Here is a 25,278-nt window from a genome sequence, read left to right on the forward strand (position 1 = left end):
GGTCATCCCGGTAGCGGGGCCGTCCACGGCTGGTGCGGGCCGACCTGGTGCCGCGGGATGTACGCTCTCTAATAAAGTCATCAGTTATCGGTGAGTTGCCTCCGGACGTGGAGAGATGTCCGGAAAACCGTCCTCTATTTCTCAGTATTCCCCTCGTGTTATAAAAGCCTTCGCAATACGGAGGTCGGAACGGTCCCGAAGTCGCCGTCGTGTGTGCCCACAAGCGGTAAGCGGCCACCACGTGAGACACCGCCATGCGACTGACGCCTGAAACCGTCCACGAGGAGTATGAGTGGGTACAGGAACGGGCTGACGACGTTGTCCCGCTAATAAACGAAACGCGAGCGTATCTGGGCTCGCAGTTCGGTGTTGACGTTGACACGCTCACAGACGACGCCTACGCGGCCGCTATCGACGAGGTGTTCGCCGACGGCGACCGGGCGGTCAACGTCGCCGCGCTGGTCCGTTTGCTCCGAGAACTGGACGTTACAGGCGATTACCCGGGCTTTGTTATCGACGAACTCCTCGGCCGGGAGCTGGCGGCTATGATCGCCGGTGGGCAACCGCTCCGACTGCTCGCAGAGGCGACCTTCCATGTCGCGGACTTGCGAACCCACGGTGACGAGACGGCCACCGCAGGCGCTGATGACCTCGACGCCGCGCTCGCGGCCGGGGTCCAGACACGCGTCCCGGGCTGGCCGTGGCAGCAGACGGAGAGTCCGTTTGCTGTGGAGTGAAATCGGGTAGACTGTTACTGTACCGGTCTGTTATGTTTTCTGCCAATTAAAGCCTAAATATAACGAGTATTATGTTATTTTAGGAAAGAAATATCAAACAAGAATGAGATTGTGACTCTACAGATAGTACCAATGCATGTTTGGTGAGCCGGTTCCGAGTCAGTGTCCAGAGTGTGGAGTCGTCGCTGTCCGGATACACAGGGTTGCACCGTCCTTTCACGAGCGCGGAGACGAGTGGAGTATACGCGCCGAGTGCCGCGATTGTCACGATTACACCGAGTGGTTCGACTGACTGGAAACGGGTCGTAAGCGTGGTGTTGCAGTCCACCGCAGTATCTGGGATGGTGCCGGGAGCGGCCGTTGACATTCCTTATCGTCTCCCTACTGGGTAGTTACCACTGTCCTAACTGTGTGGCCTCTCAGAACCGCAACCGGACAGTCCTGTTCTACAGGAGTTGTTGACTGTGCTATGAGTTGTACGCTGCCGGCCAAGTCGTAATTCAGGGGGAAAATAACATTACTGACAACTGAGAATTGTTTATTAGCCAAGAGGAAATCCTACGATGTCCAACTCCAAAATCCCAGGACAGTGTCCGAAATGCGGTTCAGTGAACGTTACCGTGATCAAGGTGGCACCGTTGAACCACGACCGCGGTGAGAGATGGGCGACCCGCGTGGAGTGCGACGAGTGCCCGGACTACGTCGAGTGGGTTGACTGATCGCGGTTAGCCGCCGGAGAACGAGAACGACGGCGTCGTCAGGAACGCCGTCTCGTATCCCTCGTGGCGAGACACCTGCGGCGGGGCAACGATCTCAACACCAACAGACGGCTCTTGGGCTGTTGTCTCGACGATTGCGCCGTAGTGATAGCCGATTTCGGGATGCACGGCGGCGGTTAGCGCGTCCTGGAACACCGTCTCACCGTCGGCGTCTACGGTTCCGTCCAGCGACATCATCGGCAGGGGAACGCGGTTGTACGGCGTCCGAGCCGAGACGGCGAGATACGACTCACCGTCGGCGAGGAACGCGGCATCCTGAAGCCAGGTGACGGCGTAGACACCGTCGCTTCCCTTGTCCGTCCCGAGCACTGTTCCGGGCAGGGCCGATACTTCGGGGACCTGCGATGTCGGCACCATGTCCATGTTCATCAGGTCGACCGCCGCGCGTTCGCCCTGTGCGTCCGGGAATTCTTCGAAGGAGAGCTGGTCGCGGGTGCCCTGTGCGAAATCGAATTCGACCGTCGCTTCGCCGGCCTCGTTGAACCGGCCTTCGAGGGCACCCAGTCGGCGCTCGCCCATGCCGTTGACACGGACCGAGAGTTGATAGACGCCGTCGCCGTCGAGTGCGTAGTTGTCGCCGTAGTGAAACCCCATGTTCTGGGAGATCATCGGCCACGGGGACTTGTCGGCAACTGTCTCGCCGTCGCGCTCGACGGTGATTGACAGCCCGGCTGACACCGGGAGGACCATCTCCGTCTCGGGGTCCCAGACGGTCGCCATCAGGTGAACGCTGTCCTCGCTCCGGATGTCGACCTTTTCGGCCGTCGTTCCGGTCACCGTCCAGAAGCGGTGGGGAAAGGAGTAGCTCAGTCCGACCATGTACTCGCCTGCCTGCGCCATCCCGGCCATCCCCATTCCCTCAGCGTGGGTGGGGCGGTACGTGGCGTCGGGGCGGTTCTCGACCAGCGGTGGGGCGCGTGTCGACTGGGAACTCAGCGAACCACACCCCGCCAGGATCGTCGTGCCGGCGAGACCGGCACTGGCGAGGAACTGTCGTCGATTCATGGACCGCCTTTGGGCCCTCATCTGAAAGACCGTTCTGGTACGATAGCCGAATGCCGTGGCGGGATCTAGACGGCACAAGACACTTGTCATCGGTCGGTACATTTTCGCACATGCCCTCCCAATCTGTTCGCCTTGCAGTCCTCGGGGTCGTCGTCCTGACAGCAGGCTGCTTCGGCGCGCCGCCGCCGGGGTCACCGACCCCGTCGGAGGCAACGACAACCGTTGCCCCTCCGACCGGGACCGTCGAATTCCACGACGGTCCGAAAGAACGGCCCGACCGGCCCGCGATATTGAACGAGTCGTCCGCCCGTGAGTTTGTCTACAACTACCAGTACCGGAGCGTCTACAACGGTCTGTGGCAGGGTGAATACACCGAGATGCGTCTCGCCTGCCGCGTTGATACCGTCACCGAGCGGTCGTGGGGGTACGATGTCATCATCACCTGTACGGGGTCTTCGACGACTGACCCGCCGGTTGGGTCGACGGCGACGGAAGGACCGATATCCGACTACTTCACCCAGTCGTATCGCTACAGCGTCAGTGCTGACGCCCTCGCTCGCGAGTCAGTCGAGAATCGTGATCAAGTATCCTGACGACAACGGAGCCGTCAGGCCGGATCGGCCGGTGGGAGCGCCCGCAGGTCACGTGGCGGGAGCAGGTAGTTCCCGCGTCGCGTGACCGTCATGTACTGGAGGATACCGTTGTTCACCCGCTGACCGACGGCGGATTCGTTGGCGACGTCCGTTCCGTTCATCGCCTGTTTCGTTCCGACGAAGTCGGCGATAGAGCGCTGCAGCGAGAGGAAGTGCAATCCCGCTTCACCGCCGTCGGTCGAATCAAAGTCCCGGCGGAGAATGGTCGGCGTCCCGTCTTCCCTGACGCGGGACATCTTCTGTGCGTGGCCGACGACGCCCTCCCGTCGGCCGCTGTCGACCACGTCTTCGGGGCACTCGCCGGCACCGTTGTCCGTGCCGAGGTTCTCGCCGACGCCTTCGACCTTATCTTCGGCGGCGTGGGCCGGACAGAACATCTTCGAGACGCGCTGGTCCCGGGAGTCCTGTTCGTACCACTGCTGGAGCTGTAGCCGGATCTTCGAGAGGTGCTGGGTCGCGCCGCCGGCGAACGGTCCCGAGTCGACCGTCACTCTGTCCTCGGAAGCCTGATTTTCCTTGAACCCGGACTTGAACCCCATGAACAGCGGGGCCTCTTTGGGGACCGGTTCGGAGTCCGGAACCCCGTCGACGTCCTGGTTCTCGGCGGGCAGCCCGGCCCCGACGAATCCTGTCCGTCGCTCTACCTCACTGAGGACGCCATCGACGGTCGCGCTCATCTCGTGGTCGTTGGCCGTCTCTTGATTGCCCTTCAATGCTTCTTCGGCCTCGATAACGACCCGCTCATCGTCGCTTGCGAGGTGCAGCAGTGCGTCGGGCGTGTCGAGTTCGGGGTCTTCGAATGGGGCAAGCGCCATTGGCTCGGGGAGGTCGACGCCGGCTACGTCGGCCCCGAAGCGGTCGAAGTAGGCCGGACTGTACCCCAGCGTGAACAGCAATCCCTCGTTGCTCCACTCGTAGGCCCGTTCGAGGTCCCGGAGCGCCGTCTCGACCTGCTCGCGGTCGGCCTCAGTCGGTGTTCCGTCGCCGGTGTAGTCCAGCAACAGGAGGACGTGGTGGCGCGACAGTCGGTGGTTCCCCGCGTCGTCTGTCGCTAGCGACGCGTCCCAGGCGTGCTGGCGCGCTGGGAGAGACGAGGGATCGTCGGTTCCGTCCGGGACTGTCCCTGACCCGCGGTCGAGACAGGCGGCCAGCGCCGCGGTGCCGCCGATGGCGACGGCGCTCTTGGCGAACTCGCGTCGGGAAATCCCGCGTTCAGTCATCACCCACACTATGGGCTGCCCGTGCAATTGGGTTGTGGTACAGGACTCGAAATCGGCCACTGTCCACGGCTAGCCGAGCTAGCCGCTCTCGAAGAGGCGGTCGAGTAACCGGGTGAAGCGATCCGACAGGCGGTCGGGGGCTTTGGGGTCAACCGCCGCGAGCAGTTCGACCGTCAGGTCCGGGCGACAGAGCGCCAGCGTCACTCGTCCCTCGCTCCGGCGCTTTTCGACGATGTCGTGCTCGACCAGCCCGCTGAGATGGTGTTCGAGCGTACTCCGTGCGATATCGAGGTGGTCGGCCACCTCGCTGGGGCGGGCGGCTTCGCACTCTATGAGCATGATGAGAACGTCTCTCGCTGTCTCGCGACGGAGAAAGGCGATGGCGTGGCGTTCCCAGGGGTCGAACGACGACGTGTAGTAGTGCGTGCGCCCGTTGACCGACTCGCTGTGAACGCGGTCAAGTCTGGCCAGGTGGTACTGTACCTGCCCCGTCGCGAGGTCCAGCGCCCGTGTCAGCTCTCGGAAGTGGACGCCGGGATGAGACTCGATATGCCGGTAAATCCGTGATCTGGTATCGCTCATAGTCCCTCCTCATCGAGGCGTTTCTCGACTGTCCGGGCGTAGTACACTGCGCCGAGGATGAGGACGACAAAGACGGTATCAAGCGCGTGTTCGAGGAGATGGTGGGTCGGTGCTGAAACCACTGAAAACCCCGACAACAACGCGATGAGTGGCCGGGCGAACAGCGCGACAAGTGCGAGCGCAATCAACAGATACGCACGAGTCCCGCGCTGACGGTACGCGGCGAGGGCGAGTCCACACAGGACTGCCCCGGTCACAGCGGAGAGGACGACGACGGCGGCGATGTCCCAGCCCCCGGCACCGAGGTGGCCCCCAATACTGAGCGGTTTCATCAGGCGCTCACTTCGGAACCACGGTGCCTCAGTCGTTCGGTTTTGCGCGGCTTTTTTATCGGACCGCTGAGACGTGGCGGTATGGACTGCATCGGCTTCATCTGCGAGCCTGAACACCCGGTGTTCGGTGCCGTCGCAGAGCGGCTCTCCGCCCGGGGGTTTGATGTCCAGTTTCTCCGCCCCGGAAACCCGGTCGCCAAAGCCGATATCGACGAGCTGGCCGCACTCGTCAACACGACGCTCCGGCCCGAGTCGTTCAGCGCACTCAGATACGCCGACAGGGCTGGTATCGAGACGTGGAACGGATTCTTGCCGACGACGGCGCTGTCCTGCCGACTCGTCGCCCTGCACGGCCTGGAACAGGTCGGCTGTCAGGTCCCGTCCGTCTGGTTCGAGAAGCCGGATCGCGATTACATCGCCCGGACCCGCTACTCTTGGGACGGAATGCCGGCGAACTGTGACGAGGGCGATTTCTACCAGGCCCGGGTTCGGGAGGAGCCGGTGGAGTACAAGTACTTCGCCGTCAACGACGGCCGCGAAACCCATCTGCGAGCGATTCAGGTCCGGTCGGAAGTGTCCGGGCTGGACCACGTAATCAGCGAGGAAACCGTCGAGGTGACACTCGCGGCCCGCGTCCGAGAGTTACTGGACCGCTTCGGTGCGCGCGCACTCTGTGTCGAGTTCGTCGAGAGCGAGTCGGAGTTCTACGCACAGGGTGTCGACCCCGCGCCGGGGTTCACCGGGACAGGGATGGAACGCCGTGTCGCCGACTCTATCGCCTCATTGACGACGATTGGGGCCTGAGTGTCGGCGTCGTCAGGGACGCTCGATAACCTCATGTCTGGTACAAAGGCACAAGATTATACAGGCGCACCGACGTGGTAGCGACCGGAGCTTCACATGAGCACGTTCGTTCATCTCATCGCGGATTACGGCCCGGCCGACCCGGCCTTTTCAGAGGTCGTCCATCGTCTCACTGCCGCCGACCCGACGATGACCGTCCAATCGACCGAGGTCAAGCCGTTCTCGACGGTCGCCACGGGGTTCTGGATCGCGCAGCTCGGCATCCACAATCCGTCGTTCGACGACCTGCTGATTTACTCGAACACGGCACCGCGAACAACGGAATCGACACCCGAGCGGCCCGATACCGGCGGGGCGCTCTGCTATCTCGAACTGGACAACGGCGTCCCCGTCGTCGCCGTCGACGCCGGCTACAACCTCTCGTTTGTTACCGATCACGCCACGACGTTCCGCGAGATCGAACTCCCGGCGGATACTGGCCAGTTCCGCTCGCGGGACGTGTTCCCGCGCCGCGTTGCCGAAATCGCGAACGGGAATCACTCGTCGCTCGGCCCGGCGCGGTCACTCGATGACGTGCCGGCCCCGCCAGATTCCGTCGTCTGTCACGTCGACGGCTACGGGAACGTCAAGACCTCGATTCGGACCTCGGAGTTTGACCCGGCGGCGGAAACGGTCACTGTCGAACTCAACGACGAGTCCCGTGAGGTCGCCGTCAGAGATGCCGTGTCGGACGTTCCGGAGGGCTCTATCGCTATCGTCCCGGGGTCGGCAGGTGGGGGCGACCCATATCAGGAGTTGTTCTTGCGCGGCGGGTCTGCGGCGGCGGCCTTCGGTGATCCGGAGTCCGGCGACGAACTCACGATTCAGCCGGAACAGGGCTGAGACGGGACGGCGTTCCCGATGCTGCAGAGTGCGGCGCAGAACCGGGGCGGCCGGCGTGCCAGTGGCTCACCACCCTTCGGGGAGTTTATTAGCGCCGTGGGCTACGACACACCTAATGAGTGGCGAGCAGGAACTCGGCATCACCGAGAGCAAGGAGCATTCACCCGGCGAGTGGTACGCCGAGGTCGTCCAGAAGGCCGGCCTCGCGGACTACGCCCCCATGGGCGGGTTCATCGTCACGCGTCCACGCGGCTACGCCATCTGGGAGCGCATCCAGAACAACCTCGACGGCTGGTTCAAGGACACCGGCGTGCAGAACGCCTACTTCCCGCTGTTCATCCCCGAGAGCTATCTGGAGAAGGAGAAAGACGTCGTCGAAGGGTTTGACCCCGAGGTGGCGTGGGTAACCCACGGCGGCCACGACGAACTCGAAGAGCGTCTCGCGGTTCGGCCCACCAGCGAGTCCATTATCGCGCCATTCATGGCGCAGTGGACCCGCTCGCACCGGGACCTCCCGATGCGACTGAACCAGTGGTGCTCGGTCGTCCGGTGGGAAGCAACGGAGACGAAGCCGTTCTTCCGCACCAAGGAGTTCCTCTGGCAGGAGGGTCACACCGCCCACGCCGACGAGGACGGCGCGTGGGAGGAGACGATGACCCGTCTGGACCAGTACGCCCGCCTCTACGAGGAGGTCATGGCAATGCCGCCGCTGAAGGGACGCAAGCCGCCTCACGACAAGTTCCCCGGTGCGCACACGACGACGACCATCGAGACGCTGATGCCCGACGGCAAGACCGTGCAGGCCGCTACCTCCCACTACCTCGGGACCTCCTTCGGTGAGGCGTTCGACATCACTTACGCCGATGCCGACGAGGAAGAGAACACGGCCCACACGACCTCGTGGGGACTGTCCTGGCGCGCGATGGGTGCGCTCATCATGACCCACTCCGACGACCAGGGACTCGTCCTTCCACCCGCACTCGCGCCCGATCAGGTCGTCGTCGTCCCGATCTGGCAGGAGGACAACAAGGACGTAGTCATCGACTACGCCGCCGACCTCGCCGCCGAACTGGACGAGGCCGGCGTCCGCGTCGAACTCGACGACCGCGAACACCGCAATCCCGGCTTCAAGTACAACGAACACGAACTCCACGGCGTTCCCCTCCGTGTCGAAATCGGCCCCCACGAGGTTGAGGACGGAGAGGCCACGCTGGTCCACCGACCCGACGGCGAAACCGAGACGGTCGGCCGCGACGGCATCGCCGACACCGTTACCGACCACCTCGACACTGTCCACGCCAAGCTATACGCCGACGCCGAGGAGACGCTGGAGGGCGAAATCCGTGAAGCAGAGTCCCGCGAGGAGATTCTGGGTACCATCGGCCAGCACGGCGGCTACGTGAAGTGTGGCTGGTGTGGCGACGAGGACTGCGAGGAGCCGATCAAGGACGCGATTGCGGCCGAAATCGTGATGGTGCCCCTCGACCGCGACGAGGAGCCGATTCACGACGACTGCGCCATCTGCGGTGAGGACGCCGAGGAGACGGCGTACTTCGCGAAGAGTTACTGAACGGGCCCGAGCGGAGCGAGGGACCACAGTTTTCGCCGACCTTTTACGACGAGCGGTGCGCGAGTGTCACGAGCGCACCCGAGGAAGTAAAAGGTCGGAGCGAGACGGCGTACTTCGCGAAGAGCTACTGACCAGGCGGTTCGGTTACGTCCTCCGGCACCCGATCCAGAAACGCGTTGGCTTCGGCTCGGCCCGTTTCCATGAGGTCCTCGATAAACCGGGGATCGCGGTCGCGTTTCGAGGCTGCTGTCAGCTTTTCATCGAGTCCTAGTCGCCGTATCTCCACGTGTTTGAAATCGTCCGGGAGATACCCTTTTTCGACCCAGTCGTTGACTTTCCGGACGAAGAACAGTTCCTGATTCAGCGAGAGATTCCCGGACAGCTCCTGCCGGCGGTCGGTGATCTCTGCCAGCGATGTTGGGCGATCGTCGCGAGTCTGTGGTTCGATCTGGATGACCCAGATCTCGTCCGGTTTTGGCCGGTCACTGGTCAGGAACTCCCGGATCGGCGGGTTCTGTGAGAATAGACCGTCCCAGTGCCAGTGGCCGTTCAGCTCGACCGCTTTGTACAGCAGCGGGAACGCGGCCGAGGCAAGCACCGCCTTCGGTGTGATGGCAGCGTCGCTGAACGTCTCGAACACGCCGTTGTTGACGTTGACTGTGCCGACGGTCACGTGTGGCGGGGCCTCCTCGGCGAGGCTGTCGAACTCCTCGAACGCGATGTGGCGGTCAAGCAGCGACAGATACCAGTCGTGGCCGACAGCGCCCGATGCCGCGTAGGGCGAGATATCAGCCACGGGGAGCATCCGGTTCTGCAGTCGCTTGTGCCACACGAGAGATTCGTTCAGCAGGAACGAGGGCGGCGTCGTCGCGGCGACATCACACCAGACCTCCTCCAGTAGCGCCCCGGCATAGTCGGGGCCTTCACTGAGCAGGCCGTACCAGGCAGTGACCGCACACAGAGCGCCGCCGGAGGTGCCACTCAACCCCACGAGATCGTACTCGTCCTCGACCGCTGGCAGGAGTCGTTGCAGCGCACCGGCGGTAAACGCGCTGTGGCTGCCGCCGCCCTGACAGGCGATGGCGACGCTGGGGCCATGACCAGACATGGTTTAATTCATATACGAAGAGCTTGCATAGATAACTGCCGGCCCACCGATACTGCCGGCTGTACGCCTGTGAAACATAGTGCCACCTCAGGTGGTACGTCTCTTCACGAAGGAGCAGCTAGCAGTATGAAGGAAGGATGGGGTCGGGGAGCGTGTGACATTTTCCTCCGTGCCCCCGATGACCACTGCTGTCCCTATGTATATAAATCGCCGTCAGACTAGGGTCATACAAACGCCAAACGGCGAACAGATACCGTCGTGGGAACCGAAGATGTGTTGGGCATTCTGGGTGATCAGTGGCGGGCCGACAGCCCTGTGATGAGAGACCAGTCGGGGGTGCGCTGTCGGGGAGACAGCGGGCGACTAATTGAGCGGTTGTATACGTCGTAGCGGGCGAAAAATATTAAGACCTTATATATTTCTCTGTCGCCGCAATCGGTAGATGTCCGGAACCAACACGGTTATACCCCGTCCTATGTTATCGGCTGTCATGGACGACGTGTTTGTCGGACGAATTATGTCATCGCCTGTCACCACTGTTGCCGCCGATGCGAACGCGAAAGCGGTCGCCAAGCGGATGCTCGACGAGAACATCAGCTCTGTTGTCGTTGTCGACGCTGACGGAGAGTTGTTAGGAATTCTCACCTCCACGGACTTCGTCGAGATCGCCGCAGAGGGTGGCGATACGACGGCGCTAGACGTGTCTGACTACATGACGACGGAACCGGTTACAGTAACGGCAAACGACCCCGTCGAGGCAGCCGCAAGCCTGATGCTTGACCACAGTGTCCACCACCTTCCGGTCGTCGATGAGACGGAAGGTGTCGTCGGGATGTTAACTACGACTGACATGACAGCATACGTTTCGGGTATTGAGCAGTCATCCGCACCCGTACTCGGCTGAACAGCGTGTGAACCGCCAGCCAGCGGACCATCACTTATTAACCATGATACAGCTCCAACAATCGTTATAAATATATACTCCCTAATGTGGGGTTAAACAACACTAATACCATTAGGATTACCCTCTTATAGTGGCATCCCCAGTCGTGAAACACATGGTTGAGCGACAGACAGGTCTCTCTGCAGGCGACGCCGGGCTTGCAGATCCCACGGACGAACGGTCGAACTGTGGTGTCGGGGTCGTCATGGACCTCGACGGCGACAGCGACCACTGGGTTGTATCGGACGGACTCGAACTCCTCGACAACCTCGAACATCGAGGGACGACGGGAGCCGAGCAAGATACGGGCGACGGAGCGGGCATCATGCTCCAGATTCCACACGAGTTTTTCGCCGCCGAAGTCGACGCCGACCTGCCACCCGCTGGCGAGTACGCCGTCGGAACGCTCTTTCTCCCGCAGGACGACGAGGTCGCCGAGAGTCTGAAAGACCTCGTCGAGACGGAACTCGCCGCGGAGGATCTGGACGTCCTGGACTGGCGCGACGTTCCCACGGACAACAGCGACCTCGGCGCGACGGCGCTCGAATCCGAACCCGACATCGTCCAGTTTTTCGTTACCTCTGCGACGGGCAAGACCGGCGACGCCTTCGAGAACCAGCTCTATATCGGCCGCCGGTCGCTCGAAAACACGGTTGAGGAGGAAAAACCGGCCGGTCACGAGCGCTTCTACGTCGTTTCGCTCGCAACCGACGTGGTGGTGTACAAGGGCCTGCTCAAGGCCGAACAACTCGAAGACTACTATCCCGATCTCGAAGACGATCGGATGCAGTCGACGTTCGCGATGGTCCACGCTCGGTTCTCGACGAACACGCTTGGCGCGTGGCATCTCGCCCATCCGTATCGTCGCGTCATCCACAACGGCGAGTTCAACACGATTCAGGGGAACATCAACTGGATGCGCGCTCGGGAAACTGACATCCAGAGCGACGAGTTCGAGGGCGATCTGGAGAAGATCAAGCCCATCATCGACGACCCCGAGCAGTCTGACACGGCGAGCGTCGACAACGCGCTCGAACTCCTGCTGCAGGGCGGCCGCGACCTCCCTCACGCCCTCCGGATGCTCATCCCCGAGGCCTGGCGCGGCGAGATGAACGACGTGACCGGTGACCGTCGTGACTTCTACGATTACCACGCCTCGCTGGTCGAACCGTGGGACGGCCCGGCGCTCGTCGCAGCCACCGACGGCGACCGCATCGGCGCTGTGCTGGACCGGAACGGTCTCCGCCCGTGCCGCTACGACGTGCTGGAGGACAACACGCTCGTGATGTCATCGGAAGCCGGCGCGCTGGAACACGACGCCAGCGAGATTCGGGAACGGGGCCGGCTTCAGCCCGGCCAGTGTTTCCTCGCCGACCCCGAAGAGGGTCGCGTCATCCCCGACGAGGAAGTGTTCGACGACATCACCGACGACAAATACGGCGAGTGGGTCGACGAAGAACAGGTCGACATCGACGAGGTTGCCGACCGCGAAGACAACGCTCCCCGGGACCCCGCGGACGCGCTCCGGAGCCACCAGGCCATGTACGGCTACACGTACGACGAGGTCGACCACCTCATCGAGCCGATGGCCGAGAAGGGGAAAGACCCCGTCGGTTCCATGGGTGACGACACGCCGCTGTCGGTCCTCTCGCAGTTCAACCGCCCGCTGTTCACCTACTTCAAGCAGCTGTTCGCCCAGGTGACGAACCCGCCGCTTGACTACATCCGCGAGGAACTCGTCACCTCGCTGGAATCCCGGCTGGGCTTCCAGCGCAATCTGCTCGACGAAAGCCAGGACCACGCTCGCCAGCTCGTGCTGGACTCGCCGATCCTCACCGACGAGGAGACCCAGTCGATCAAAGATCTGGACGCCAACGGCATGTCCACGAAGGTCATCGACATCACCTACGAGAAGGACGGGGACCTTCGCCAGGCTGTCGAGGACGTACGGGCCGAGGCCGACGCCGCTGCCAAAGAACACGATGTCCTCGTGCTGTCGGACCGAGGTGCCGACGAGGACCGCGTGCCGATCCCGAGCCTTCTGGCCATCGGGGGCGTCCACCACCACCTCGTCCGCAACGGGCTCCGCAACCACGTCGGCATCGTCGTCGAATCCGGCGACCCGCGTGCAGTCCATCACTTCGCGACGCTCATCGGCTACGGGGCCGGCGCGGTCAACCCCTATCTGGCCTACCAGACTATCGAGGACCTGGTCGCCGGGCCGGACGGCGCGGACCTGGCCGACGCCATCGACGCCTACATCACCGCCGTCGAGGACGGCCTCCTGAAGACGATGGCCAAGATGGGCATCTCCACCGTCGAGTCCTACCAAGGCGCCCAGATCTTCGAGGCCGTCGGCCTCTCCTCGGACTTCGTCGCCGAGTACTTCGAGGGGACGACCTGCCGGACTGAGGGTATCGGCATCGGAGAGATAGAGGACGACCTCACCCAGCGCCACGAAATTGCCTGGAGCGAGGAAGAGCCGGACATGCCCCGCCAGGGCGAGTACGAGTTCCGCTCGAACGGTATCCACCACCAGTGGAACCCCAACACGGTCGGCAAGATCCAGCAAGCCGTCCGCATGGGTGACTACGACACGTACAAGGAGTTCGCTGAACTGGTCAACGACCAGAACGAGGAGCTCCAGACGCTGCGCGGCCTGCTCGAATTCGACTCCGACCGCGAGTCCATCCCCATCGAGGATGTCGAGCCGGTCGATGACATCGTCGAGCGCTTCGAGACCGCGGCGATGTCGCTCGGGTCGCTGTCGCCCGAGATGCACGAGAACAACGCCATCGCGATGAACCGGCTCGGAGCCAACGCCAACACCGGCGAGGGAGGTGAGCCGCCCGAGCGGTTCGATACCGAGAAGGAGTGTACGACCAAACAGGTCGCCTCTGGCCGCTTCGGCGTCACCTCGGATTACCTCGCGTCTGCGGACGAACTCCAGATCAAGATGGCCCAGGGCTCCAAGCCCGGCGAGGGTGGCCATCTGCCCGGCAAGAAGGTCAACGAGATGATTGCCCACGTCCGGTACGCGACGCCGGGCGTCGGCCTCATCTCGCCGCCGCCGCTGCACGATATCTACTCTATCGAGGACCTGAAACAACTCATCCACGACCTCAAGGCCTCGAACCCCGAAGCCGACATCAACGTCAAACTGGTCTCGGAGGACGGTATCGGGACCATCGCGGCCGGCGTCGCCAAGGCCAACGCCGACGTGGTCCATATCTCGGGCCACGACGGCGGGACCGGTGCGTCGCCGAAGACTTCAATCAAGAACGCCGGCCTCCCGTGGGAGCTGGGCGTCTCTGAGGCCAACCAGATGCTCCGGGCGACCGGCCTGCGCTCGCGCATCAAAGTGACCACTGACGGCGGTATGAAGACCGGCCGCGACGTGGCCGTCGCCGCCCTGCTCGGTGCCGAGGGGTACACCTTCGGGACCGCCTCGCTGGTCACCTCCGGCTGTGTGATGGCCCGGCAGTGCCACGAGAACACCTGCCCGGTCGGCATCGCCACGCAGAACGAGAACCTCCGCGAGCGGTTCCCCGGCGAGCCACAGCACGTCATCAACTACATGACGTTCGTGGCCCAGGAACTGCGAGAGATCATGGCCGAACTCGGCTTCGAGACTATCGACGAGATGGTCGGCCGGCCGAGCGTGCTGGCACAGCGCGACGACGTGAGCCAGCCTAAGGCCCAGAAGCTCGACCTCTCCTCGGTCATCGCCGAGCCGGCTGACAACGACGGCCGCTACAAGCAGCGCGAGCAGACCCACGAGGTCGACGAACAGCTCGACTGGGACCTCATCGACGCCGCCGAGGACGCCATCTACAGCGGCGACCCGGTCGCAATCGACACCGATATCAGCAACGTCGACCGCGCGGTCGGGGCAACACTCTCGAACCGCATCTCCCGCGAGCACGCCAGTGACGGCCTCGCGGACGACACCATCCGGGTTGACTTCGACGGTACGGCCGGCCAGTCCTTCGGCGCGTTCCTCGCACAGGGCGTGACGATGGAACTGACCGGGACGGCCAACGACTACGTCGGCAAGGGGCTCTCCGGCGGGAAGCTCGTCGTGAACACGCCGGATCAGGCTCCATTTGATCCGACGGAGAACATCGTCATCGGCAACGTCGCGCTGTACGGCGCGACGCAGGGCGAGGCCTATGTCAACGGGATGGCCGGCGAGCGGTTCGCCGTCCGCAATTCCGGCGTCAAGGGCGTCGTCGAAGGCGTCGGCGACCACGGCTGTGAGTACATGACCGGCGGCGCGATCGTCGTGCTGGGCGAGACGGGCAAGAACTTCGCGGCCGGGATGTCCGGCGGCGTCGCGTACGTCTACGACCCCGACGGCGAGTTCGAAGCAAAGGCAAACACCGGTATGGTGTCACTGGCCGATACGCTCGAAGGGAAAGACCGCCAGATGATTACCCGGCTCGTTGAGAACCACGCGGCCTACACCGACTCCGATCGCGCGGCCGAGTTGCTCGAAGACTGGGACGCCGAAGTGGAGAACTTCACGAAGGTGATGCCCGACGCCTACGCCGAGGTCATCGCCGACCGCGAGCGCGACGACGTGCGCAACGAGCCGCCGGCCAAGGCCGCGCCGAGCGCCGAAGCCACCGAAGCGGACTTCGCCGCCTCCACCGACGACTGAAACACCGCTGTTCGGCGTTTTTGTCTCTGTAGTCGGTCATAGCCAGTTTCCTTGCGACGACAGTTGAGACGAGTTCTGATCGCTGTGATGCGACACTGTAACAATCAACCGCTGGCCCTATAGCTGTCGGGCCAAAGTGCTGGACATGGTCCCCGTACAACCACCCGTCGTATCGCATCGGAGCACAACATGAGTGACATTCCTGGTCCAGATCCCGATTCTGGATCGGACATCGACATCAATGTTGGACGCGGCCTCCGCATTGCCGTCAGCGTCGTTGTCGCCCTCGCCGTCGCAACGGCGCTGTTCGGTGGCTATCATCAAGTCCCCGAGGGCCACGTCGGCGTCCAGAAATCGTTCGGCGCGGTAACCGGTGATCAACTCCAGCCGGGCGCACACATCATCGTACCTGTCAAGGATTCGGTTCAGGACGTGGAAATCCGGCCACGGACCTACACCATGGCCAACGCAGAGGGTGAAGGTGACAGGGCGGCACAATCCGACGCCGTGACCGTCCAGACCGTCAACGGAACGACGGTTGATATCGACATTACCGTCCGGTACAAGGTCCAAGAAGCAGACGCGTCAGGGTTCGTCACCGAGTGGCGGAACGTCGGACAGGCGGAGGAGCGACTCATCCGACCGTCCGTCCGGTCGCAACTCCGTGACGAGGCCGCCGGTATCCAGACAAGCGAGATATACACTAACAGCGGCCGCGAGCGACTCGGCGATGCGGCACAGCAGAAACTCGAATCCGCGTTCGAGGGCGAAGCGCTCGTCCTCGAAGAGGTACAGGTTCGTACTGTTGACCTCCCGGACTCGTACGATCAGGCGCTCAACGACAAGGAAATCGCAAAGCAACGCGTCGAAGAGAAGAAATTCGAGATTCAACAGGCCAAACGCGACAAGGAACGGCAGGAGATTCAGGCCGAAGCCGACGCCCGGGTTATCGAGATTCGCGGTGAGGCGCTTCGGGACAACCCGGTCGTACTAAGACAGCAGTACATCCAGAGCATCGACGATTCCGATAAGGTGATTCTGGCGACTGACGACGAAGGGACACCCATCATCCTGCAGACTGGCCGGAGCAGCGGCGGCAACACTTCGAGTGCCGATACAGGCTTCTCGACAAACGTGACGAACGCGACGGGCGGCAACTGACCGCAGACGCGAGGAAGCGTCTCGTTCGTTTTCTCCCAGTACCGTTCGCCAGAGATGACTGCCGGTTCTTGTGCAGCGGGGCATCAATCTTACAGGCTCTGTCGTCTATCTCCGGAGAGTCGTCTTGCTGCCTCAGTAAACAATGTGTGTCGAACCCGCGGCAGACGCTGTCGGTGAGCCACACTGTTTTGCTGGTCCCGTTCGAGCACGGCGTATGGACAGTGTCCTCGTCATCGGCGGCGGTCGGTTCATCGGTCGGCACACAGTCACCGAGTTCCGCGACGCAGGCTACGACGTGACGATGCTCACCCGCGGACAGCGTCAGAATCCGTTCACGGACACCGATGTCGCCCACATCGAGGGCGACCGGACCGACCGGGAGACACTCGAAACCGCTCGCGAGCGGGTCGACCCGGACGTGGTCGTCGACTGTGTGGCATACTTCCCGGAGGATGTCCGGGTGGCGACCGACGTGTTTGCCGATGTCGATGCGTACGTGTATATTTCGAGCGGTGCGGCCTACGGCGCTGAACGGACACCCAAGCGGGAGGGGGAGACACCGCTCGCAGGCTGTACTGCCGAGCAGGCCACAACTGACAGCGCAGAGACCTATGGACCACGGAAAGCCGAAGGCGATCGCGAAGTGTTCGCCGCCGCCGAAGACGGCGTGCGGGCGATGAGCGTCCGACCGACCGTCGTGTACGGCCCCCACGACTACACCGAGCGCTTCGCCTACTGGGTCGACCGCGTAGCCGAGTACGACCGGATCGTGGTTCCCAGCGACGGCCTCAGCCTGTGGCAGATGGTCTACGTCGAAGACGTGGCCAGCGCGCTCAGACTCGTCGCGGAACGAGGAACGGCCGGCGAGGCCTACAACGTTGGCGACGAGCACGCGCCGACGCTCCGGGAGTGGATCGGCCTGCTCGCCGGCGTACACGAGACGGAGGTCGAGACAATCGGCGTCGGCGAGCGCGAACTCGGGGCTGCGGGGCTGGAACCCGATGATTTCCCCATCTACCGCGAGTCGCCGCATCTTCTATCGACGGCGAAGCTCCGTGAGCTGGGCTGGTCGTCGACGCCCCACGAGACGGCACTGGCTGTGACCGTCGCCGAGCATCGGGAGAACGACCGAACCGGCCGGGAGTTCGGCCCTGACCGGGACACGGAGACAGCGCTCATCGACCGTGTGACAGAGTGAGGACTACGCCCGGCGGAGCGTCGTGTGCTTGACCTCGTAGTCCTCTAAGAACGCGCCGTATCCGCCGACAGTAATACGCCCGTCCCCGGTGTCGACGACCAGCGAGTTCTCGAACCCGAAATCGCTGTTGTGCGGCTCGACGAGGTTCTGTCGGACATCGACCACTTCGCCGGATATCACTTCGAAGTCGTCGTCGGAGCCCGTTGGCCGCGCGTACAGGTCGGCGACGATGGACTCGCCGGCCCGGAGCGCGAGCGCGGTCGTGAACACGACAGGGCGGAACATGTCGTACCGGGCCGGGAGTGACGGGGGCCGTGAAACGAGGACTTCCTCGCCGATCGGCCAGTAATTGCCCAGGTAGGAACCGATCAACACCGCCGCGACGGCCTCCTGCGTGAACGTGATCGCGTTCGTCTCGTCGTGGTCCCAGCTGAGCATCGTCGACGGGGAGACGAACCCGCGCTGCTGGTCCGTCGCAAGCAACGAGGGCGCGCCGTCGAGGCCGATTCGGACAGCGTTGGCGACGCCTTCCAGTTCCAGCTCCATCGTAGCCGCGTCGTAACTCGACAGCGCCAGGAGTACAAGGATGCCCCGCTCCCGGGCACGGCGGAGCGTGTCGTGGATCTCTGGGAGCCGGCGGGCTGGGATCTGGAGCACGACCTCGCAGTCGGCGGCTTCGATGTGCTGTTTCAGGCGCTTGATGATGGTCGGTCTGGATTTGACCACCTCGAAGGAGTTGTCCTCGGCTGAGTTGTCCTCGTACCGGGTCTGTACCGCCGCCTCCAGCGTGTCAAGTTCGCGTTTCAGCGCGCTGAATGCCTCCGACGGGGGTGTCGCATGGATGACCGTTGGTGTCCGATGGTCGTCGACGGTGACGAACCCGTCCGCAGCCAGCGAATCACAGATGTCGTACACGTAGCTCTTGGAAACGCCTGCCGTTTCGGCAACCGTCCGGGCCGTCGCCGGTCCCTTTTCGACGACAGCGAGGTACGTTTCCGCCTCTGTCTCAGAGAGGCCGTACTGCTGGAGCCTATCCAGAACGGTCGCACCGTGTTGGCGTGTGGAGTCAGGCATCGGAGTACCGCTCAAACCATGTTGGTTGGTTCCGTGTCACTGGATCGCTGTTTTAGCTACTATAATCGAACATATATAATTATTTGTGGGCGTGCGAGCGGACCGGCGTGTATCTGTGCAGGGTGGCTCTCTGTGGTCCGGTGTCCCGGCGAGAACACCGCGGATCAGGTCACAGGACCCGCCTCAAGATCCGCTCCGAACCTCGTCGAGCAGGTCGACGACGTCTTCCATGGTGGGGTCGCGGCTGGTGTTGTTGCCGTTTCCGTTGTTACTGTTGTCGGCTCCATTCCCACTATTGCCCCGCCCGGGGTTGCTCTCTGACCCGTCCGGGAGGCCCGGAACGGGGTCCGGATCAGTGATGCTTGCCGTGTTCTGGACGGTGAGCGTGGCCGTCGGGCCGTCCTGTCCGACTGTGAGTTCGTACTCGCCGGCCTCGACGACTTTCGGGCCGAGGCCGAGTACGTCACCGGGAACGACCTCCAGTGCCGTCAGGTCGGCGGTCACGTCCACTGTGGCTGCCTCGCCGGCAGCCAGCGAGACGCGCTCGTAGCCGAGCAGCCGGCGTCTCGGTTGGAGGACCGAGCCGTATGACTGGGTATTGAACACCTCGACGATGTGCTCGCCAGCCATCTCGCCGACGTTCGTCACCTCGACGCTGACGGTCACTTCGGACTGATTGGCCGGGTTACCGACAGTAGGCTGCGTGACCGAGACACTGCCGTACTCGAAGTCGGTGTACGAGAGCCCGTGGCCGTACTCGAAGAGCGCGGTGTTGTCCGTCGCACCCGTCGAGGTCGGGTCGTAGCGGTTGTGCTGCACGGGCGTGGTACCGACGTTCTCGGGCCAACTGAACGGGAGCTTTCCGGACGGATTGTACTCGCCGACCAGCGTCTCGGCGATGGCGACCCCGCCGTCGCTGCCGGGCTGGCCGGCAAACAGGAGGGCGTCGAGCTGGCTGAACGTCTCCGGAGACCCTCGCGGCGAACCGGCGAGCATGACGCCGATGATCGGCGTCGAATCGTCTGTGGATTCGACGACGGTGTCGAGGAGGGCTTGCTGGGATTCGTCGAACACCAGTTCGTCACGGTCGCCGAAGCCTTCGTTGTGGGTCCCTTCGCCGATAACGACGACCACGGCGTCGGACTCGGGAGCAGCCGACTCGACCTGTGACCGCTGCTCGTCGGTAAAGTCGAAGTTGCCGTTCTCGTCGCTTTGCTGGTTCTCGCCGTCCCCCTCGCCGGCCCACCAGGTGGTGTTCTCGTACGAGGTCGGAACGTGCGTTAGACTGCCGACGCGAGAACGGAGTTCCGCTTCGAGGAGGTTCTGGCGCGGGAACGGGCCGCTGGCGCTGGCCCCCTGCCAGCCGAGCGTCCAGCCGCCGTGTTGCATCAGCGCGCGAGTGTTGTTGCCCTCGCCGTCGACTCCGGGACCGGTCAGCAGGACGCTCTCGTCGCCCGACAGCGGGAGCGTGTCCTCGTCGTTTTTCAGGAGGACCAGCGACTCCTTTGCCATCGTCTCGGCGGTCTCCTGTGCGCCGCCGAGCACGCTTCCGATTCGGGACTCGTCGACCGTCGGCTGCTCGAACAGGCCGAGATCGGCCTTCAGTTCGAGGATTCGTCGGACCGCTTCGTCGATGCGCTCCATCGGAATCGCGCCGTCCTCGACGAGGCCGACCACGGTGTCGATGAACTGGACCGGTCCCGGCGCGTCGCCGCCGTTGCCGATCATGTACATGTCGACGCCGGCGTTGATCGCCATCTCCGTCGCCGTCTCGAAGTCGGGCGCGTAGTCGTGGTTCGTGATCATCCGGTTCAGGTCGTCCCAGTCCGAGACGACCATCCCCTCGTAGCCGTAGGTGTCCCGAAGTAGTGTCGTCAACAGCCAGTGAGAGGCGTGGGCCGGCACCCCGTTTATCGAGCCGCTGTTGACCATCACCGTCCCGGGTTCGGACGCCAGTGCCTCCCGATACGGCGGGAGGATGTTCGTCCGGAGGTCGCGCAATGATGTCGAGGCCGGTGCACGGTCGTTGCCGTTGTTCGGGACCGAGTAAGCCGCGAAGTGTTTGACACACGCCGTCAGCCGGTCGTCGTCCTCAAGTGCCCGTGCTCGTACCCGTGAAACATCCGCTTCGAGTTTCGGGTCCTCGCTGATACCCTCGAAGAAGCGTCCCCAGCGGGGGTCCCGCTGGAGATCCGTCGTGGGTGCGAACGTCCAGTGTGCCCCCATCGACGCCGTCGAGTCGCTCGTGTGACGTTCGGCCGCCTCGATCAGACTCAGGTCCCGCGTCGCACCCATGTTCAGCCGCTGGGGGAACACCGTCGCACCCTCCAGCAGGCCGTTGCCGTGTGTCGCGTCGACGCCGTAGAGGAACGGGATGTCGTGGTCGGCGTTCTCCAGGTTGTACTCCTGTAGGGCATTGATTCCCTGGACTACGGCGTTGGCGTCGAAGCTCGGTGGCTCGGCCCCACCCGAGAGGATCGACCCGACGCCGAGTTCACTGAAGTACTCGCCGACCGTGTCGACCCCGAAGCTGTCGGGGACGTTCGATTCCTCCGGCTCCGCCTCAAAGGAGCTGATCGCGACCTGTGTCATCTGGGCCGCCTTCTGCTCCAGTGTGAGGTCGCCGATGAGCGAATCGACGTCCGGTTGCGCCGCGGCGGTCCCAACACCTGCGCCGGTGGCGGCCGCTGCCGTGGCCACACCGGTCGCTTTCAGAAACGCCCGCCGAGACGCTCGCATGCCGTCGTCAGTTGTGTCACGTGCCATGACAGGCGCACCCACCCGCTGATGTTAATAATTGTTTTTGGAAAACTGGTGTGTGATAGTTGTCAAAAGATTTCGGCTGCTACCGTCGCCGGTCGACAGTTGGGTAGTGTTTAGTTTAGCAATGACGACCGCAGCGAGCCAGAAAGTCCCGCCCAACATGGCTCGTCCAACCGGCTACGGGTGGGACTGAAAGGGGCTTTCTGGCTGCTCTTGATTTCTGTCCACTAACTAAACTGCCGATAGTTGCACCTAAACTGTTTTCACGCGTGCCCGGAGACAGGCAACCATGTTCGAGAAACGCACCTGGATCCGCCTGCCCCGGAACGTCGTGGTCGGGCACGGGGTCCTCGGGCAGACAATCGAGGCCGTGAGCGAGCTCCACCTGACCGGCCGGCCGCTCGTCGTCTCCAGCCCGACGCCACACGACGTCGCCGGCAAGCGGGTCGTCGAACAGTTCGAGGACGAGGGGTACGACCCATCCGAGATCGTCATCGATGAGGCCAGTTTCGACGCCGTGCAGCAGGTCATCGACCACGCGTCGGAGATCGACGCGGGCTTCCTGCTGGGCGTCGGCGGCGGGAAGGCCATCGATATCACGAAGATGGCGGCCGACGACCTGGGACTGGGCTTCGTCTCGGTGCCGACGGCCGCGAGCCACGACGGTATCGTCTCCGGTCGCGGCTCAGTTCCCGAAGGTGACACGCGCCACAGCGTCGCCGCAGAGCCGCCACTGGCCGTCATCGCCGACACCAAGGTGCTGGCGGAGGCCCCCTGGCGGCTGACCACCGCCGGCTGTGCCGACATCATCTCGAACTACACCGCGGTCCGGGACTGGCAACTCGCCCATCGGCTCAAGAACGTCCACTACTCGGAGTACGCCGGCGCGCTCTCCCAGATGACCGCCGAGATGCTCGTCGAGAGTGCCGACTCAATAAAACAGGGCCTAGAGGAGTCCTCGTGGATCGTCGTGAAAGCGCTCGTTTCTTCGGGTGTTGCGATGTCCATCGCAGATTCCTCGCGTCCGGCAAGCGGTGCGGAACACCTGTTTTCTCACCAACTGGACCGACTCGTCCCCGACGGCGCGCTTCACGGTCATCAGGTCGGTGTCGGCTCGATCATGACCGAATACCTCCACAGCGGCCAGAAAGGCAAGTGGAAAGACGCCAGAGACGCGCTGGCCGCCATCGGCGCACCGACAACGGCAGACGAACTCGGTATCGACGACGAAACCGTGATCGAAGCGCTGACCACGGCCCACCAGATCCGCGACCGCTACACCGTGCTCGGGGACGGCATGAGTGAAGAAGCGGCTATCGAAGCAGCGACCGTTACCGGCGTTATCTAAACCAGTTCTGCGACCGCGACATCGCTCGCGTCGTCCCACCGGATCGACGCGTCAGCGTCGTCAGCCGTTTCGGTAGCATCGCTGTCGAGCTTGGCGCTGTTGATTTCGGCGTCGAACACGATGCTGAGCCGATACACCGTCTCGGCGTCCGGATCCGCCTCGTTTCGCACGCCACAGATGGTCGCCCGCACCGCGTCTCGAATCGTACACGCGACGCCGGCCGTTTCAGTGACGACCCGCTCGACCGCTGTCGCCGGCCGCTCACCCCCTTGTGTCTGGCCCTGGGGGATCTCCCAGGACCCGTCAGCGTCGCTCAGCAACACGTCGCCCGACTCGTTGTGGACGAACGCGTGGACGTCCACCTGTCCTACCCGTGAGCGCTCGACAGCACGCTGGTACGCCTCCGAACCCACCGAAAAGGTGGTCTGGTCCACCGGCGTCGAGCCGAACTCCTGTTCGAGACGGGCGAGGCGCTCCTGAACCCGCGCTCGCGAGCGCTCGGCTATCTCCATACGAAACGGTGCTTCGGCAGCATAATAAATCCGCCTGAACGCTCTCATAGTTTGAAACCGCCCTATGCGCCGGCTGTGATCCCTGTAATCCACGTCCGCCACAGTACTCGGGGATGTCTCAGACGTGCTCGTCGAGGAACTCGACGACCGCGGTGTACGCTTCGATGCGGTTCTCCCGTTTGCTGATACCGTGGCCTTCGTCGTCGAAAACGATTTTCTCCACGGGAACTCCCTGCTCGGTTGCTTGCTCGGCGATTTGCTCGGCCTCGCCGACCGGGACACGCGGGTCGTTGGCTCCGTGGAGGATGAACAGCGGCGCGTCGATACGGTCGACGTTGTTGATAGGTGAGATAGATTCGAGGAACTCGCGGTCCGTTTCGAGCGAGCCGTACTCGGCCTCGCGGAGTTCGCGCCGCCAGTCGCCGGTGTTCTCCAGAAACGTCACGAAGTTGGCGATGCCGACCACATCGACGCCGGCTGCCCAGAGTTCCGGGTACTCGGTCAGCGCCGCAAGCACCATGAAGCCACCGTAGGACCCGCCCATCGCCACGATTCGGTCGGGGTCGACGGCCGGGTGGTCGTGGAGCCAGTCGACACCGGCCCGGAGGTCTTTCACCGAGTCCATCCGCTTTTCCACGTCGTCGAGGTGCGTGTAAGCCTTCCCGTAGCCGGTCGACCCGCGGACGTTCGGCTCGAAGACGGCGTAGCCTCGCGAGAGGAAGTACTGGGTCAGCCCCGAGAACGACGGGCGCCGCTGGCTCTCCGGGCCGCCGTGGATGTCGACGATGACGGGCGTGTCGCCGGTAGCACCGCTCTCGTTAGCTGCACCGTCCGGCAGCGAGAACAACGCAGGAATCTCCCGTCCGTCGAAGGAGTCGAACCTGACGACGTCTGGCTCGATGAACGTCTCACGCGGGATGCCGGCCGTCGAGGCGGCCGTCCACTGCTCGCTCTCCCCGGTTTCGGCCTCAACGACGAACACGTTGGTGTTGACCCTCCGGCCAGTGACGCTGACGGCGAAGCGCTCGGCATCGGGTCCCCACGAAACGCCCCCGGCCAGCCCGCCCGGCAGGTCCGGCGTCGGGAATGTCTCGATGGTCGTCGGCCCCGTCAGTTCGCCGACGGTAAGTTCGTTATAGCCGTCGACGTTGCGCGAGTACACGAGGCGGCCGCTGTCTTTGTCGAGCGCGACGCCGTCGATGTTCCACTGGTCGTCCGATCTGACGATGTCGAGGTCGCCGCTGAGCGAGAGGCGAGCCAGTTCGAGCGTGTCGCTTTCGCCGTCGGTGACGAGATACACTGCATCGCCCTCCGGCCCCCACGATGCGCTCGTGTAGCGGACTTTCCCTTCATGTGGCGTGAGATGGCTGAGGTCCCCGCTGTCGATGTCCAGCACGTAGATGTCCTGATCGAAACTGGAGTGGGCTTCGCTGACCAGCAGGCGCTCGCCGTCGGGCGAGAACCCGCCCACCGAGAGCCAGCCATCGCCCTCCCAGACCAGTTCCGCGTCGTCACCGGTCACGTCGCGGTCCTGTACGTAGATGTCGAAGACGGCCTCGTCGCGGCGGTTCGACGCGAAGGCGAAGCGCTCGCCGTCGGGCGACCAGCCGCCCCAGCGGTGTTTCGCGTCGGGCATCCCGGTGAGTTCGTGGACGTGTCCGTCCGCGTCGAGCCGGTATAGCTGCGCTCGCTCGTTGCCGCCCTCGTCCATGCCGAAGACGAGTTCCTGGCGCTCGGGCGAGTAATCGACGAAACTCACAGTGTCGTCGTAGAACGTCAACTGTTCGGGCCAGCCCTGTGGTTCGGTGAGCGACCAGAGCTGGGCGACGCCGGTCGTGTTCATCAGGAAAGCGAGCGTCCCGTCCGGCGCGAACGAACTACCGTAGGCGCTCCGGACGTTGAGATAGCGCGAGAGGTCGTACGCGGTCACAACGGGAGAGAGGG

General features: G+C 63.5%; 19 protein-coding genes. 10 read left to right on the forward strand and 9 right to left on the reverse strand.

Features of this window, described 5'->3' with window-relative positions; genetic code table 11:
* Positions 1-254 precede the first annotated feature (254 nt).
* A complete protein-coding gene (locus ACYJ11_RS11295) occupies positions 255-737 on the forward strand; it encodes a hypothetical protein (RefSeq protein ID WP_461647835.1) in 483 nt (160 codons plus the stop codon).
* 725 nt (positions 738-1,462) lie between these two features.
* Here ACYJ11_RS11295 and ACYJ11_RS11300 read toward each other — a convergent pair.
* A complete protein-coding gene (locus tag ACYJ11_RS11300) occupies positions 1,463-2,521 on the reverse strand; it encodes a DUF7350 domain-containing protein (RefSeq protein ID WP_461647836.1) in 1,059 nt (352 codons plus the stop codon).
* Between the two features lie 110 nt (positions 2,522-2,631).
* Between ACYJ11_RS11300 and ACYJ11_RS11305 the strand changes: the two genes are divergently transcribed.
* Positions 2,632-3,114, forward strand: a complete 483-nt coding sequence (locus ACYJ11_RS11305) for a hypothetical protein (RefSeq protein ID WP_461647837.1) — start codon at positions 2,632-2,634, stop codon at positions 3,112-3,114.
* Between the two features lie 14 nt (positions 3,115-3,128).
* Here the strand turns inward: ACYJ11_RS11305 and ACYJ11_RS11310 are convergent, their stop codons facing one another.
* The 3 genes from ACYJ11_RS11310 to ACYJ11_RS11320 all read right to left on the reverse strand — a co-directional run bounded on the left by ACYJ11_RS11310 (position 3,129) and on the right by ACYJ11_RS11320 (position 5,308).
* Positions 3,129-4,394: a DUF7405 family protein gene (locus ACYJ11_RS11310; protein ID WP_461647838.1), complete on the reverse strand. Its 1,266-nt coding sequence runs from the start codon at positions 4,392-4,394 to the stop codon at positions 3,129-3,131.
* A 78-nt stretch (positions 4,395-4,472) separates the two neighbouring features.
* Positions 4,473-4,976, reverse strand: coding sequence for a winged helix-turn-helix transcriptional regulator (locus ACYJ11_RS11315; protein ID WP_461647839.1), 504 nt, complete (start codon positions 4,974-4,976; stop codon positions 4,473-4,475).
* Positions 4,973-5,308: a DUF7471 family protein gene (locus tag ACYJ11_RS11320; protein ID WP_461647840.1), complete on the reverse strand. Its 336-nt coding sequence runs from the start codon at positions 5,306-5,308 to the stop codon at positions 4,973-4,975. The genes ACYJ11_RS11315 and ACYJ11_RS11320 overlap by 4 nt, the downstream gene beginning before the upstream one ends.
* A gap of 81 nt (positions 5,309-5,389) precedes the next feature.
* Here ACYJ11_RS11320 and ACYJ11_RS11325 point away from each other — a divergent pair, with 81 nt between their 5' ends.
* The 3 genes from ACYJ11_RS11325 to proS all read left to right on the forward strand — a co-directional run bounded on the left by ACYJ11_RS11325 (position 5,390) and on the right by proS (position 8,564).
* Complete coding sequence (locus ACYJ11_RS11325; RefSeq protein WP_188851603.1) at positions 5,390-6,112, forward strand: hypothetical protein; 723 nt, start codon at positions 5,390-5,392, stop codon at positions 6,110-6,112.
* Positions 6,113-6,208: 96 nt separating this feature from the next.
* A complete protein-coding gene (locus tag ACYJ11_RS11330; RefSeq protein ID WP_461647841.1) occupies positions 6,209-6,994 on the forward strand; it encodes an SAM hydroxide adenosyltransferase in 786 nt (261 codons plus the stop codon).
* 115 nt (positions 6,995-7,109) lie between these two features.
* Complete coding sequence (proS, locus tag ACYJ11_RS11335; protein ID WP_461647842.1) at positions 7,110-8,564, forward strand: proline--tRNA ligase; 1,455 nt, start codon at positions 7,110-7,112, stop codon at positions 8,562-8,564.
* 124 nt (positions 8,565-8,688) lie between these two features.
* On the opposite strand, the gene ACYJ11_RS11340 is transcribed toward proS, so the two are convergent.
* A complete protein-coding gene (locus ACYJ11_RS11340) occupies positions 8,689-9,672 on the reverse strand; it encodes a patatin-like phospholipase family protein (protein ID WP_461647843.1) in 984 nt (327 codons plus the stop codon).
* 490 nt (positions 9,673-10,162) lie between these two features.
* Between ACYJ11_RS11340 and ACYJ11_RS11345 the strand changes: the two genes are divergently transcribed.
* The 4 genes from ACYJ11_RS11345 (at position 10,163) to ACYJ11_RS11360 (ending at position 17,637) form a co-directional block, all read left to right on the forward strand.
* Positions 10,163-10,576, forward strand: a complete 414-nt coding sequence (locus ACYJ11_RS11345; RefSeq protein ID WP_188980390.1) for a CBS domain-containing protein — start codon at positions 10,163-10,165, stop codon at positions 10,574-10,576.
* Between the two features lie 154 nt (positions 10,577-10,730).
* The gene (gene gltB, locus ACYJ11_RS11350) at positions 10,731-15,278 is read left to right on the forward strand and encodes a glutamate synthase large subunit (protein ID WP_461647844.1); all 4,548 of its coding nucleotides are present in this window, start codon (positions 10,731-10,733) and stop codon (positions 15,276-15,278) included.
* Between the two features lie 189 nt (positions 15,279-15,467).
* Entirely contained in the window at positions 15,468-16,439 is a 972-nt protein-coding gene (locus tag ACYJ11_RS11355) for a prohibitin family protein (RefSeq protein WP_461647845.1), read from the forward strand.
* A gap of 214 nt (positions 16,440-16,653) precedes the next feature.
* Positions 16,654-17,637, forward strand: coding sequence for an NAD-dependent epimerase/dehydratase family protein (locus ACYJ11_RS11360; RefSeq protein ID WP_461647846.1), 984 nt, complete (start codon positions 16,654-16,656; stop codon positions 17,635-17,637).
* Positions 17,638-17,640: 3 nt separating this feature from the next.
* On the opposite strand, the gene ACYJ11_RS11365 is transcribed toward ACYJ11_RS11360, so the two are convergent.
* Complete coding sequence (locus ACYJ11_RS11365; RefSeq protein WP_188980398.1) at positions 17,641-18,711, reverse strand: TrmB family transcriptional regulator; 1,071 nt, start codon at positions 18,709-18,711, stop codon at positions 17,641-17,643.
* A 183-nt stretch (positions 18,712-18,894) separates the two neighbouring features.
* Positions 18,895-21,477: a glycoside hydrolase family 3 protein gene (locus ACYJ11_RS11370; protein WP_461647847.1), complete on the reverse strand. Its 2,583-nt coding sequence runs from the start codon at positions 21,475-21,477 to the stop codon at positions 18,895-18,897.
* A 286-nt stretch (positions 21,478-21,763) separates the two neighbouring features.
* Between ACYJ11_RS11370 and ACYJ11_RS11375 the strand changes: the two genes are divergently transcribed.
* Positions 21,764-22,822, forward strand: a complete 1,059-nt coding sequence (locus tag ACYJ11_RS11375) for an NAD(P)-dependent glycerol-1-phosphate dehydrogenase (RefSeq protein WP_461647848.1) — start codon at positions 21,764-21,766, stop codon at positions 22,820-22,822.
* Here the strand turns inward: ACYJ11_RS11375 and ACYJ11_RS11380 are convergent.
* On the reverse strand, positions 22,819-23,334 hold the full coding sequence (locus tag ACYJ11_RS11380; protein ID WP_461647849.1) for an NUDIX domain-containing protein: 516 nt from the start codon (positions 23,332-23,334) through the stop codon (positions 22,819-22,821). The genes ACYJ11_RS11375 and ACYJ11_RS11380 overlap by 4 nt on opposite strands.
* Positions 23,335-23,452: 118 nt before the next feature.
* The gene (locus ACYJ11_RS11385; protein ID WP_461647850.1) at positions 23,453-25,264 is read right to left on the reverse strand and encodes a S9 family peptidase; all 1,812 of its coding nucleotides are present in this window, start codon (positions 25,262-25,264) and stop codon (positions 23,453-23,455) included.
* Positions 25,265-25,278 lie beyond the last annotated feature (14 nt).

It is taken from the genome of Haloarcula sp. H-GB5, assembly GCF_054850705.1.

Excerpts from the sequence above, each read along its gene's own strand:
- ACYJ11_RS11315 (WP_461647839.1), bottom strand. The coding sequence starts at position 4,976 with ATGAGCGATACCAGATCACGGATTTACCGGCATATCGAGTCTCATCCC.
- ACYJ11_RS11360 (WP_461647846.1), top strand. The coding sequence starts at position 16,654 with ATGGACAGTGTCCTCGTCATCGGCGGCGGTCGGTTCATCGGTCGGCAC.
- ACYJ11_RS11370 (WP_461647847.1), bottom strand. The coding sequence starts at position 21,477 with ATGGCACGTGACACAACTGACGACGGCATGCGAGCGTCTCGGCGGGCG.
- ACYJ11_RS11320 (WP_461647840.1), bottom strand. The coding sequence starts at position 5,308 with ATGAAACCGCTCAGTATTGGGGGCCACCTCGGTGCCGGGGGCTGGGAC.
- ACYJ11_RS11365 (WP_188980398.1), bottom strand. The coding sequence starts at position 18,711 with ATGCCTGACTCCACACGCCAACACGGTGCGACCGTTCTGGATAGGCTC.
- proS (WP_461647842.1), top strand. The coding sequence starts at position 7,110 with ATGAGTGGCGAGCAGGAACTCGGCATCACCGAGAGCAAGGAGCATTCA.
- ACYJ11_RS11295 (WP_461647835.1), top strand. The coding sequence starts at position 255 with ATGCGACTGACGCCTGAAACCGTCCACGAGGAGTATGAGTGGGTACAG.
- ACYJ11_RS11305 (WP_461647837.1), top strand. The coding sequence starts at position 2,632 with ATGCCCTCCCAATCTGTTCGCCTTGCAGTCCTCGGGGTCGTCGTCCTG.
- ACYJ11_RS11355 (WP_461647845.1), top strand. The coding sequence starts at position 15,468 with ATGAGTGACATTCCTGGTCCAGATCCCGATTCTGGATCGGACATCGAC.
- ACYJ11_RS11340 (WP_461647843.1), bottom strand. The coding sequence starts at position 9,672 with ATGTCTGGTCATGGCCCCAGCGTCGCCATCGCCTGTCAGGGCGGCGGC.
- ACYJ11_RS11310 (WP_461647838.1), bottom strand. The coding sequence starts at position 4,394 with ATGACTGAACGCGGGATTTCCCGACGCGAGTTCGCCAAGAGCGCCGTC.
- ACYJ11_RS11330 (WP_461647841.1), top strand. The coding sequence starts at position 6,209 with ATGAGCACGTTCGTTCATCTCATCGCGGATTACGGCCCGGCCGACCCG.
- ACYJ11_RS11325 (WP_188851603.1), top strand. The coding sequence starts at position 5,390 with ATGGACTGCATCGGCTTCATCTGCGAGCCTGAACACCCGGTGTTCGGT.
- gltB (WP_461647844.1), top strand. The coding sequence starts at position 10,731 with ATGGTTGAGCGACAGACAGGTCTCTCTGCAGGCGACGCCGGGCTTGCA.
- ACYJ11_RS11375 (WP_461647848.1), top strand. The coding sequence starts at position 21,764 with ATGTTCGAGAAACGCACCTGGATCCGCCTGCCCCGGAACGTCGTGGTC.
- ACYJ11_RS11345 (WP_188980390.1), top strand. The coding sequence starts at position 10,163 with ATGGACGACGTGTTTGTCGGACGAATTATGTCATCGCCTGTCACCACT.
- ACYJ11_RS11300 (WP_461647836.1), bottom strand. The coding sequence starts at position 2,521 with ATGAATCGACGACAGTTCCTCGCCAGTGCCGGTCTCGCCGGCACGACG.
- ACYJ11_RS11380 (WP_461647849.1), bottom strand. The coding sequence starts at position 23,334 with ATGGAGATAGCCGAGCGCTCGCGAGCGCGGGTTCAGGAGCGCCTCGCC.